This window comes from Kitasatospora sp. NPDC088742 (assembly GCF_055584905.1).
The window spans coordinates 21,838-34,787 of the sequence record NZ_JBVJLD010000010.1 but is presented as its reverse complement, the minus strand read 5'-3'; the positions used below and the strand labels follow the sequence as shown (position 1 = coordinate 34,787).

5 protein-coding genes are annotated in these 12,950 nt (G+C 72.3%); 4 read left to right on the top strand and 1 reads right to left on the bottom strand.

Going from position 1 to position 12,950, the window contains the following annotated elements; translation table 11 throughout:
* Window positions 1-93: 93 nt before the first annotated feature.
* Entirely contained in the window at window positions 94-1,422 is a 1,329-nt protein-coding gene (locus ACZ6ZR_RS11155) for a ricin-type beta-trefoil lectin domain protein (protein ID WP_465641873.1), read from the bottom strand.
* 383 nt (window positions 1,423-1,805) lie between these two features.
* On the opposite strand from ACZ6ZR_RS11155, the gene ACZ6ZR_RS11150 reads away from it, so the two are divergent.
* The 4 genes from ACZ6ZR_RS11150 (at window position 1,806) to ACZ6ZR_RS11135 (ending at window position 12,896) form a co-directional block, all read left to right on the top strand.
* On the top strand, window positions 1,806-2,168 hold the full coding sequence (locus tag ACZ6ZR_RS11150; protein WP_465641649.1) for a hypothetical protein: 363 nt from the start codon (window positions 1,806-1,808) through the stop codon (window positions 2,166-2,168).
* Window positions 2,169-2,205: 37 nt separating this feature from the next.
* Complete coding sequence (locus ACZ6ZR_RS11145; protein WP_465641647.1) at window positions 2,206-3,855, top strand: phospholipase D-like domain-containing protein; 1,650 nt, start codon at window positions 2,206-2,208, stop codon at window positions 3,853-3,855.
* Window positions 3,856-3,863: 8 nt separating this feature from the next.
* On the top strand, window positions 3,864-4,061 hold the full coding sequence (locus tag ACZ6ZR_RS11140; protein WP_465641645.1) for an XRE family transcriptional regulator: 198 nt from the start codon (window positions 3,864-3,866) through the stop codon (window positions 4,059-4,061).
* A 228-nt stretch (window positions 4,062-4,289) separates the two neighbouring features.
* A complete protein-coding gene (locus tag ACZ6ZR_RS11135) occupies window positions 4,290-12,896 on the top strand; it encodes a toxin glutamine deamidase domain-containing protein (RefSeq protein ID WP_465641643.1) in 8,607 nt (2,868 codons plus the stop codon).
* Window positions 12,897-12,950 lie beyond the last annotated feature (54 nt).

The window sequence follows — 12,950 nt, the reverse complement described above, 5'->3', positions numbered from 1 at the left end:
CGGCCCACCCGGGCGGGGGCCCCCGGGGCCCGGGGGGCGCCCCCGGGGGGGGGGGGCCCCCGCCCCCCCCCCCCCCCGACCCCGGAGCCCTGGTCAACTGCGCAGGGTCCACTGCTGGTTGCCCGCGCCCGAGCAGGCCCAGAGCTGGACCTTGGTCCCGTTCGCCGTGGCGGTGCCGGTGGCGTCCAGGCACAGGCCCGACTGGACACCGGTGATCGAGCCGTTGGAGTTGACGTTCCACTGCTGGTTCGTCTGGCCGTTGCAGTCCCAGATCACCACCGCGGTGCCGTTGCTGGTGCCCTTGGCCGAGGCGTCCAGGCACTTGTTGCCGTAGACCATGAGCTGCTTGCCCGAGGTCAGGGTGAAGCGCTGGTTGGTGTTGCCGTGGCAGTCCCAGAGCTGGGTCTGGGTGCCGTTGGTGGTGGCGGAGCCGGGGACGTCCACGCAGCGGCCGGACGCCTGGCCGACGAGCTGCTGGCCGGTGCCGGGGTTCGGGTTCGGCGGGGTGGTGCCGGAGCCGAACTGGCTGAAGAACTTCCAGACCTCGCCGGAGGTCCAGGTGCGCCAGCCGTCACCGGTGGACCCGTCGATCGGGCCCGGGTCGTGGCCCGCACCGTCGAACGCGGCCCAGACCACCGGGTACCCGGACTTGCAGCCGGAGTAGGTGGTGACGACGTGGGTCAGGCTGCCCGGGGCCGGCTCCGGCGGGTTCTGCGGGGTGCAGCCGTTGTTGCGGACGAACTGGTCGCGCAGGCCCCGGCCCAGGTCGATCGGCAGCACGTTGTCGCGCAGGCCGTGCAGGCCCATGTACGCGATCGGCTGGGAACCGCCGCTGCACCCGCTGATGTTGGCCCCGGCGTAGACCGCGACCGCGCGGAAGACCGTGGCCCGGGCGCAGGCGAGCGCGTAGCTCATCCCGCCGCCGAAGCTGAAGCCGCCCGCGAAGAGCTGGGTGGTGTCGACGCAGAGGCCGTCCTCGATCTGACGGACCATGTCGTCGACGAAGGTGACGTCCCGGCCGTTGGAGTTGGCCCACCCGGCGTCGAAGCCCTGGGGCGCGACGAAGATGGTGCCGTTGTTGTCGCTGTCCGCCAGCTTCCTGAGCCCGTAGTAGGACCAGTTGTAGCCGTCGGTGCCGCCGGAGTCGACGTCGTTGGCGGAACCGCCCCGCCAGTGGAAGCCGAAGACCACCCGGTAGGCGCGGTTCTGGTCGTAGTTGGCGGGGACCTGCAGGATGTAACTGCGGTTCTGGCCGCTGCTGGTGATGGTGCGGGAGCCGCTGGACAGCGACGGCGCCTTGCCGCAGCCGCCGCTTCCGGCGGCGAGGCCGCCGGCGGTGGCGGGTGCGGCGGCTGCTGCGACCGGGGCGGCGTCGGCCCGGGCCGGGGCGGCGGCAGCGCTCGGGCCGGAGCCCAGCGCCATGCTGACCGTGGCCACGACGGCGAGCAACGACGCCAGCGTGGTGGGGAGTGACGACCTGCGTTTCATGAGCTCTTCCTTCGCTGTGGGTGGACAGGAATTCAGGGCACCGGCCCACGGCTCCGCCACGATTGTTAGCGCTAACAAAATGCGGAAGCCGTTCCGGCATGTACAGGGCCGTTCAGGAGTTGATGGCGGCAGCGTGCACCAGCGGGTGCGTGCGGTCAACCTTTTACACAAGAAGCGTCCGACGGACCGACCCTGACGGAAGATCGGGGAACGGTGCCAGGGAGCGGTCGGGGTTGATCCCCGATGGCGGCGCGGCGTTGGTCGGACAGGCTCGGTCGGGACGGAGGGCAGTGACGACCGGCCAGGAGTACCGAAACGTGAACACCCTTGTGCACAGCCGCCGTTGGACCACCCTTGCGGTCGCGGGAGCGTTGCTCGCCGCCGTGGTCGTGGGGACCGGAGGGGCGGCTGTGGCCGCACCTGCGGCGGCACCCGCGGCGTCGTCCGCCGTCTCGCTGCCGCCGTTCGACCGGGCGGCGGTCCGGCAGGCGCTGGCCAGCTTCCCGACCGCCGACGTGAACGGCGCGCTGGTCTACGTCGCGGGCAGCGGTGGGCAGTTCGAGGCCTCGGGTGGCATCGGCGACCGGGCGACGGGGCAGGCGCCCGTCGAACGGCGGGGGCCGGAGGGGGGATGTGAAGGGATGTTACCCCTCAGTAATCTCAGGGTGTCCGAGCGGTGAACTACACACCACACAGCACATTCTGAAGGATCGTCACGTGTCCCGACCCGGCTCCCGCCGCCCCGTCCGTGCCCTGCACGCCGTCCTCGCCACTGCCACCGGCGCCCTGCTCGCCCTCGCACCCGCCCTGCCGGCCCATGCCGGCGCCGGCGCGGGCGCGGCCGGAAGCCTGGGCACCGACCACCTCGACGCCGTCGAGCGCGTACTGCGGGAGGTCTCGCCCGGATTGGAGGGCACGGTCTGGCAGCGCACCGAGGGCAACAGCCTCGCCGGGATGGCCGGGGACCCGGCGGGCTGGCTGCTCCAGACGCCCGGCTGCTGGGGCGACCCCACCTGCACCGACCGGCCGGGCACCCGCGCGCTGCTCGCCAAGATGACCGCGGACGTCGCGGCCGCCACCCGGACCGTCGACGTATCGACCCTCGCGCCGTTCCCCGAAGGGGGCTTCCAGGACGCCCTGGTGGCCGGCCTCAAGGCCTCGGTGGCGGCCGGGCACCGCCCGGTCGTACGGATCCTGGCCGGCGCCGCGCCGGTCTACCACTCCACGGTGATCCCCGCCCGCTACCGCGACGAGCTGATCGCCAAGCTCGGCCCGGCGGCTGCGTCGGTCAGCCTCAACATCGCCTCGATGACCACCTCGCGCACCGCCTTCGCCTGGAACCACTCCAAGCTGCTGGTGGTCGACGGACGCACCGTCATCGCCGGTGGCATCAACGGCTGGAAGAACGACTACCTCGACACCACCCACCCCGTCTCGGACGTCGACCTCGCGCTGACCGGCCCCGCCGCCACCTCCGCCGCCCGGTACCTGGACACCCTCTGGGAGTGGACCTGCAGCCGGACCGGCGTCTTCGACCTGGCCTGGTTCGCCTCCTCCGACGGCGGCGCCTGCCGCCCGTCGATCGAGCGCGAGCTCAACCCGGTCGCGCTCGCCACCGGCAACGTCCCGGTGATCGCCGTCGGCGGTCTCGGTGTCGGGATCAAGGACAAAGACCCCAAGTCTGTTTACCGGCCCGGACCGGTCCCCGGCGCGGCCGACGCCAAGTGCGGCCCGCTCACCCTCGCCGACAACACCAACGCCAACCGTGACTACGAGACGGTCAATCCCGAGGAGAACGCCCTGCGCGCCCTCATCGGCAGCGCCCGGCGGCACGTCGAGATCTCCCAGCAGGACCTCAACTCCACCTGCCCGCCGCTGGCCCGCTACGACTCCCGTCTCTACGACCTGCTCGCGGCCAAGTTGGCGGCCGGCGTCAAGGTGCGGATCGTGGTCAGTGACCCGGCCAACCGCGGCACCGTCGGCAGCGGCGGCTACTCCCAGATCAAGTCGCTCACCGAGATCAGCGACGTCCTCAAGGCCCGGCTCGCCGCCCTGACGGGCAGTCAGGGCAAGGCCACCACCACGATGTGCGGCAACCTCCAACTCGCCACCTTCCGCGCCGCCCCCACCCCCACCTGGGCCGACGGCCGCCCGTACGCCCTGCACCACAAGCTGGTCGCGGTCGACGACTCGGCCTTCTACATCGGCTCCAAGAACCTCTACCCCGCCTGGCTCCAGGACTTCGGCTACATCGTCGAGGACCCCACCGCCGCCACCCAACTCGACCGCGACCTCCTCACCCCCGAGTGGCACCACTCCCAGCCCACCGCCCCCATCGACTGGACCACCGGCACCTGCCGCGCCTGACGGCAGCCGTGAGCCGCCTGGGGCAGCATCTGACCCAGGTCGAGGTCGCCGAGATCATCGGCATCACCCAGCCCAATGTGTCCCGGTTGGAGAGCGGTGACCTCGATGCCGCCGCCCTCGCGACGGTGCGTGCCTACGTCGAGGCCCTCGGAGGCCGGCTCCGCATGGTCGCTGACTTCGGTGACCGGGTGCTGACCATCGGCTGAGGCGCGTTGCCCTCTGGGGCATGTGGTGTTGCCCGAAGGGCTCTTGCCTTTTCGGGGTTGTCAAGGGGAAGCGGCCTGTGGGCGGGGATCGTCCAACTCCCTTAACCTGCTGGTCGCTTCCGCTGCCGCTCGGCGGCACCCCGTGGTCATGCGGGACGGATTGATTGAGGTTCGCGTGCGCGCTGTTCCGTCGGTCAACTGTCTTTCGTATAGGGGTACGGGTCCAAGATGGCTGTCGAACTCCCGGAGCCCCTGCAGTGGGTGCTGATGCTGCTGGCCGGTTCGCGTTGGCCCGAGGGCGACGAGGATCTGATGCGGGACATGGCCCGCCGTTGGCGGTCCGCCGCGGCGTCCGTGGAGGAGGGCGGGCGGGCCGCCGATTCGGCGATGAAGCGCGCGCTGGACGGTCAGCAGGGCGGCGCGATGGACGAGTTGTCGAAGAAGTGGGAGACGCTCACCCTGCCGGCCGACGGGAAGAAGCCCGGCTTCTTCCCTGGGATGGTCAAGGCGTGCAATTCGATGGCCGACAGCCTGGAGGCGATGGCCAACTCCACGGAGACCGCGAAGATCTCGATCGTGGCGCAGTTGGGCATTCTGGCGTTCGAGATCGCGACGGCGGAGGCGGCGGCGCCGGTGACGGCGGGTGCGTCGATGGCGGCGATCCCGGCGGCGATCCAGGTCAGCAAGATGACGGTCCAGCAGATTCTGAAGAAGCTGGCCAAGGAGATCATCATCTTGGCGTTGAAGGAGGCCTTCCAGGAGGTCGCCATCAACTTGCTCGCTCAGTCGATCCAGTTGGCGGCGGGCAACCGTAAGGAGCTGGACGGCAAGGAGCTCGGGATGAGCGCGGCCGGTGGTGCGATCGGTGGCGCGGCCGGTGGTGTGCTCGGCAAGGGGCTCGGCGCGGCGGGCAACAAGCTGATCGGCAAGCGGATGGACTCCCTGCCGGCGCAGATGGTCGAGGGCGCGATCACGGACGTCGGTGCGGACGCGTTCACGCAGTTCGCGCTCACCGGCGAGGTCGATCCCTCGGGGCTGGGTGGGTCCGCGTTGAGCGGGGCGGGCAGTCCGGCCATCATGCGGGGGGCTTCCGCGCTCAAGGGGAAGTTCAACTCCTCGGACATCCCCGACGCCTCCGACTTCACCGGGGGCGGCGGCGACGGTCCGGGTGCGGTCGGTACGGACAACTCAGGTTCGGGGGAGGGGAGTTCGGGGAACAGTACGTCCGGAGGCGCGGGTGGCAACGGTTCCTCGAACGGTGAGCACGGGGCATCCTCCCCGGGCAAGCCCGACACCCACGGGAACGGCACCGAGGTCGACCCGTCGATGCTCTCCCCGATCGGCAGCGACGGCCACCACACCCGTGGCGGCGGCGACTTCGACGCTCCCGCCTCGCGCGGCCCCGCGTCGGACGGTGGCACGACCCACGCGCCCACGCCTACACCCCGCAACCCCGACGCCCCGCGCACCTTTGCCACCCCCGGCCACGACACCGTCACCCCGAACCCGACCCGGGACACCACCCCCTACCAGGGCCCGAGCACCACCACCCCGCGTACGGAAGCCCCGTCCCCGCTCGCCCCGTACGAGCCTCCGGCTCCGCGTAGCGCCCCGGACACCACTCCCGCTCCCACGGTGCCGACCCCGCACACGGAGACCACAGCCCCGCGCGCCGAGACACCGACTCCGCACGCCGAGGCGCCGTCCCCGCGGCCCGAGACTCCGTCTCCACGGTCCGAGGCTCCGTCGCCGTCGCCGTCGCACGAGTCCGCCCCGGTATCGGACAACAGGCCCTCCCCGCAGGAGAGTTCCCACGCTCCGGCCTCGTCCGCGCCGCCGCGAGGCGATGGCGCTCCGAACTCCGGCCACACCGCAGGTGCGCCGCACACCGACGGAGTCCGCCTCGCGAGCGGCGGTCCGACCGCGATGCGGGCGCCGTCCCACGAGACTGCCGCCGCCCCGAGCACTCCTGACGGTCCGTCGGTGCCGCCCGCCCGGTCGGCCGAGGCCCCGGTTCAGGCACCCGTCAGCCCCATGGCGCTCGGCCCCGTCAACGGTGGCCGCCGCAGCGCCGGTTCGCAGGAGGCGGCGCCCGTCACCACGCCCACGCCCACGCCCGCGCCGACGGCGAAGGCCAAGCCCGAGCCCGCCCCGACGCCCACCCCCGTTCGCCCGCGCCCGGAGCGTAGTGCCGCTCCCACCCCCACCCCCGGGGCTCCGTCGACGCCCCGTCCGCCCGCCACGGCCGGCCGTCCTCGGGGTGGTGAGGGCGGTCTGACCGATCCGACCAGCCAGGACCGCGAGCGCCTGAAGCAGGCACTCCCGCCGCGCGACCCGAACGACCCGTACCTCGACCCCAACAAGGGGGACTGGACCGCGGCCATCAACGGCGACGGGCCCAACTCCCCTGGCCGCAGCAACAACTGCGTCGACGCCACCCTCGCCTTCCTCGACACCTTCCACGGCAACCCCACTCCCGCCGCCGCCAGGACGCCCGACCTCGACGCCGACGGCAACCCGTCCGCGCTCGGCGAGCGGAACGGCCGCGACCGCATCGAGGAGAACCTCGGCGCCCGCTTCTCCGACCTCGGCAACGGCCCGGCCGCCTTCGACCGGTTGGAGCGGACCCTCGTCCGGACCGGCCACGGCTCCTCGGCTGCCGTCACCACCGTCGACGCCGACGGCCGCTCGCACTCCTGGACCGCCGTGAACCACAACGGCACCGTCACCTACGTCGACCCGCAGACCGGCCGCCGGGGCAAGCAGCCGCTCCACAACGGCGACAACGGCGTCTTCGCCGTCCCCCTCGGCCCCGACCGCGCGCCCACCACGCCCGAGCCCCATGCCGACCCGGACCACGACCCCGCCACCGAACGCCGCGCCCCCGAGCGCCGCGCCCCCGAGCGCCCCGGCTCGGACGCCGGCTTCCTGCCGCCCGGGCCGCGGGTGCCGGTGCCGGGCGACGGCCTCTGCCTGCTGCACTCGCTCGCCGTCAGCGCACCCGGCCTGGTGGACGGGTCTTCATCGGCGCAGGGGAGTGCGGCGCAGCAGTTGCAGTCCCGGATCGAGGCCCACTTCAGCGGGCTGCCGCCGGAGAGCTGGCCGTCGGAGATCGTCTCCAACTACCGTGGCCAGCTGCCCAGTCGGACGAGGATCATCGAGGCGGAACTGGTCCAGTACCTCCCCGAGGGCGCCGAGGCCAACTTCACGGGGATGAACCTCCCGGAGCTCCAACAGATCGTCGTCGACCACATCACCGCCAACGCGCCGCCGCCGACGGAGCAGGAACGGGCGGGCCTGCTCAGGACGGTGGGGTCCTGGGAGGGCAGCTGGGGCACGGACCACGGCGAGATGCTGCCGGCCGCCGCGGCCCACGCGCTGGGCCTCCGCCTGCGCGTGGTCAACCACGCCGGCGTCCCCCTGGCGGTCTTCGGCCCGAGCACCGGGCGGCCGGTGACGGTCTATCACCGCGGCGAGCACTACGACGGCAGTGGCCCGGCCCCGGTCGCCCATGGGCCCGCGACCACGCCGAAGCCGGACACCGAGACCACACCGAAGGAGAACGACAAGCCCGAGCCTCCGAAGGAGAACGACAAGCCCCAGGAGCCGCCGAAGGAGAACGACCAGCCCGAGCGCCCGAAGGACGACGAGTCCCAGGAGCCGCCGAAGGAGAACGACCAGCCCGAGCGCCCGAAGGACGACGAGTCCCAGGAGCCGCCGAAGGAGAACGACCAGCCCGAGCCTCCCAAGGACGACGAGCCCCAGGAGCCCCCGAAGCAGGACCCGTCGGCCCCTCGTCCGATCGCCGGTTCCGATCTCGTGGTCGGCCTCAGCAAGAACGAGCAGGCCGTCCGGAACCAGGTCGTCGCCGTCCTCACCCAGGCCGTGCCGGGCGACCCGGCCGTGGTCAAGGCCTTCGCCGACGCCCACTTCAGCCCGGCGACCCTGCGCCCGATCGTCGGTGCGCTCTCCCGGGGTGAGACAGTGACGGTCCCCTTCGAGGGCAACGGCTTCAGCGGTGGCGTGAAGCTGAGCGGCGCCGTCACCGCGTCCGACCTCAAAAAGACCAACGACCCGCAGAAGCCCCAGGAGCCGCTGAAGATCGAGTTCGAGAACGGGGCCGACCGCACGGTCTCCCTCGGCGGCACCAAGAACTCCCAGTGGGGGTTCAACCTCGGCCTGCAGACCCGCCAGACGGCCGGCATCGCCGAACCCGCCCAGCTTGCCGGGTACTTCCACGACCGTGGCCAGGGCCGGGTCAACGTCGACCTCGGCGGGATGGTGGCACGGTCCAAGACCTCCGTGCCGGTCGACGTCTTCGACTCCACGATGAAGCTGGAACTGGACTTCTCCGACCTGCGCCACGACGGCAAGCCGGTCCACCCCGAGGCCGGCAAGGACACCAGCACGGTGGACCTCGGCGTGACCGTCGCGGTGCCGCAGACCCTCGACACGGTGCCCGCCGACCAGGTCAGGACGGCGCCGCCGCGGCTTCAGGGGGGCAGGATCGGCGGCCAGGAGATCGTGCTGGACCTCTCCCCGCACGGCGGCCCCGAGGGCGGCCCCCAGCGTGGCCGGCCGGTGGAGGCGCTGCTCGACCAGGTGAAGGCGGCGGGGGAGAAGGAGTTCGGCAAGGACTGGCCCGCGATGCGGGACAAGGTGCTCTCCGAGGTCGACTTCGCCCGTCTCCAGACGGACTTGAAGAGCATGACGGCCGGCGAGCCGACCACCGTCACGCTCACCGACCGGAACGGCAAGCCGCTCGGCACGGTGGAGATCAGTGCCAGGCTCGGCGGCCTCCGCCAGACCGGCGTCCCGACGACCACCGAGTTCAACATCGGCACCACCGTCCAGCAGGTCCGCAGCACCGCCGAGAACCGTGGCCACGCCGGGCAGTTCGGGCTGGGGCTGGGCCTGAAGCCCGGCGCGGCCCTGATCAACGGCGGTGGCGCCGGACGGCTGGGCCAGGACCGGATCGAGATCTCGGGGAACAACCGGGTCTCCCAACTGACCGTCAAGTCCAAGGTGCCGGGCGTCCGTTACGACGGCACCGTCGAGTTCACCATGACGTTCAACGGCAAGCCCGACGCGCACCAGGCGGGTTCGGCGGACGTCAAGCTCATGGTGGACGAGGCCGACACCACCACGCCGGACAAGCCCGCCACCCCGCAGCCCGAGCAGATCTCCAGCCCGCCGGACTCCGTCTGGAAGGAGGGCGGCGGCCTCGGCGAGACCGTCGTCGTCCGTGACCTGGAGAGCACCGCCGCGCTGCGCAACGCCGTGGACGCGAAGGGCAGGGCGGAGTTCGGCGACGACTGGGACGCCGTCAGGGACCAGGTGCTGCAGGGCTTCAGCCAGCCCAACCTCGCTGCCAGGCTGACCGGCATGACCCGGGGCGAGCCGCTGGAGATCAAGGTCCCGGGGAAGAAGGACCTGGTGATCACGGCCACCGCCCGGGTCGAGCAGATGGCGTACCGCCGCGACGACACCAGTGCCGAGCTCAACGTGGTGAACGAGACGGGCTCCTTCGGGGTGGACCGGCAGTTGATGTCGCGCACCGTCGCCGGCAACGGCCACCTGGGTTTCTCCGCCAAGGACGGCACGCCCCCCGCCGACTTCGTCGCCACCGCCTCCGGCCACCAGCGGGACCGCGTCGGGGCCCAGGGCCGCCGCGCCGACCGGGTCTACGCCAGCGGCAAGTACAAGGCGCCGCAGGTGGTCTACGGCGCCAGGCTGATGGTCGACGTGCACTTCGGCAAGCACGGCGAGACGCCCGGCCGCGACGGCGACGCCTCGGCCCCGCTCGACGTCGAGGTGAGCATGGACGCCCTCGACACCGTCAAGAAGCCGACGCCGAAGCACGAGGACGGTGCGGTCGCCTTCAAGCGCCCGGCCGCCACCCCGCCCGAGGGCCCGGCCCCGGCCGCTGAAGCCCCGGCCCCGGCCCCGGCCGATGACGGTGACGGTCCCAAGGAGGACCACGCCCCGCCGACCCGGATGAGCGAGCGGCACGAGCTGAACGCCTCCTACGTCGTCCACACCCTGAGCGGCGCAGACAAGGTCCGCGCCGAAGTGGAGGACGTGCTCAAGGACAAGTACGGAGAGCCGTCCGAGGAGGTCCGGCAGCGGATCGACGAAGCCTTCGACCGGGTCGCGCTCAAGACCCAGCTCTCCCAGCTCACCCGGGGCGGGAAGATCACCGAGACGGTGTCGGGTACCACCTGGAAGGCCGAGGTCACCGTCACGGCCAAACTGGGTGCCGCCAAGTACCATTCCAAGGTGGGGAGTTACGAGTTCGAGTCGGGCAGCCGGACCTCCCGGGGCCACGGCACCGTCCAGGACCACCGCACCCGCACGGAGTACGGCGGCCAGGTCAAGGTGAAGACCCCGCCGGTGGACGTCACCGGCGGCTACGGCCACCGGACGGACCGCACCTACGCCAACGGTGTGGAGGTCATCGGCTCGACCTCCAACCGGGCCAAGCACACCGAGGAGGCCGCGTTCTTCGACGTCGGCGTGGAGTACGACGTCAAGGTCTCGTTCAAGCGGCTCGGCATCGACGACGGCTCGGTCACCGTGCCGGTCGGCTCCACGGCGCGGGTGGCCGTCCCGATGCGCGACGCCGACCCGAAGAGCGACGCCGACCCGAAGTCACCGGCCGTTCCTCCCAAGGACGTTGAAGGTGCCGAGGACCAGAAGGCCCCCGAACCGCCGAAGCAGCCGAAGGGCTACGTCGACGGCAAGCGTCTCGACTCCTCGGCGGTGGTCACCGACGTCCACCTGCCCGCCGGCCGGCCGCGGGTCGACGGCATGACGCTCGGTCAGTCGATCCTGTCCGAGGTCGAGGCGAAGCGGAAGCCCGCCCCGGTGCCCGGAATCGGCGGAAAGCTGGTCCCGCAGCCGAAGGTGAAGGCCGACCCGTTCGGCGGCGACCGCGACGGCATCCGCCGCAAGCTGGACCAGGAGCTGACCCCCGACCGCCTCCAGGCCCGCCTCAAGGGCATGACCGCCGGGGACGCGATCGTCGTCCAGCACGGCAACACCACCGTCCGGGTCACCGCGGTGCTCGGCGGCAAGATGGACCACCTGGGCGGCTCCGGGACCACCGAGTTCAACACCGGTACGGACGTCCAGCACTCGGTCGCGGACTCCAAGGGCAAGGGCGAGAGCCACCAGGGCCGGCTCGCGGTCGCGACCTCCGTCCCGGTGCCCGGGGCACCCGTCTCGGTGACGGCCGGTCTGACCGGCACCGGCGGCAAGGGCCAGGACCACAGCGAGGCCCACAACTCCGCCACCTCGGCCGGCTCGGCCACCAAGGCCAAGGTGCCCGGCAGCGCCTACCAGGGCGAGGCCGAGCTCCAGTTCACCATCACCCGGACGCCGTTGATCGGCCCCTCCACCTTCGAGCGGCGCACCGCGACGGTCGGCTTCGAGACGATCGTCGAGACCAGCGAGACCGTGCCGCCCGCCGGCGCGAAGCCGACCACCGACAGGCCGCCCCTGGTCCTGCCGACCGAGGCGCCCGCGCCGACCGAGGTCCGGATCCCGCCGGAGCGGATCTGGGAGGGCGGGCTGCGCGACAGCGACGTGCTGCGCTTCCTCGGGGACGTCGGCGGCGTCCAGGACCTGGTGCGGCTGCGCGGCCCGGAGTACTTCGGCAAGTCCACCTGGGAGAACATGGAGCCCGTGGTCGGCGCGGTCACCTCGCACAGCCAGCTCTCGGCCCTCTTCAACAGCGCCACCCAGGGTGCTGACGTGTCGGCGACCCTGCCGACCTCGCGGCTCACGCTCGGCGGCGGCAAGGGCGTCGAGGTCGGCCTGAAGGTGGTCTCCCTGGAGCACGGGACGAACGACGACAAGGTCGAGTCGAGCCCGGCCAACTCGAGCACCGCCGGTACGGTCCAGACCGACCAGTCGGTGAAGAACGCGGGCCTGCGGGCCCAGGCCGGGGCCAAGATCCCCGGTGCCCCCGCCCACAGCCCGGCCCTCACCGGCGGCGCCCAGCGGACCTGGCGCGAGGGCGACACCCACGGCGACGCGGGACAGATCGTCTCCAACGGCAAGTACCCCAATCCGATGGCCCGTTACTCCGGTGCGGTCCAGGTGGAGGTGACCCTCTTCGACGGAGAGCGCGACCCGGTCAAGGAGGGGGGCGTGCTGCCCTTCATCGTCGACATCCCGCTCTCCGACACCACCGGGGCCGACCGGCCGGGCGACCACCAGCTGGCCTTCACCCCGGACAACCGCACCGGCGAACTGCGCTTCGACGAGGACCCGGGCCTGGTCCGCGACGTCCTCCAGGCCCTCCCGCCGGCCGACCCGCCGTTCTCCCACGCGACCGCCACCCCCGGGCAGAAGGATCAACTCACCGGCACCGTACGGCTGGTGCGGACCGCCTTCGGCGAGCACTCCGTCCCCACCCCTGCCGACCTCCGGGCCGCCCACCGCCTGGTCGAACTCGGCGGCGGCTCCATCGGGGGTGCCGCCGGCCTCCTCGGCGAGGTCCTCGGCACCCCCGAGGGCAGCGCGCCGAACGCCCCCCAGGTCCGCCAGGCGGTCGCCGCCGTCCGGCTGCTCCCCGACGGCCCCGTCCCCACCCCGGGCGACCTCCGGGCGGCCGCGCGGCTGGCCGAACTCGGCGGCGGCTCCGCCGACGGCGCCACCGCCGTCGTCGGTGACCTGTACGGCACCCCGGAGGGCGTCGCGCCCAGTCCGGCCCAGGTCCGCCAGGTGATCGACTACATGAACCGGACCGCCGACGAGGGCCCGATCACCCTCCAGGACCTCTACACCGCAGCCGCCCTCGGCTGGCCGCAGACCGGGCCCCGACCCTGACGGCAGGTCAGGGCACGGAGCCGGGGTGCGGTCAGGGTCGGCCCCGGATGGCAC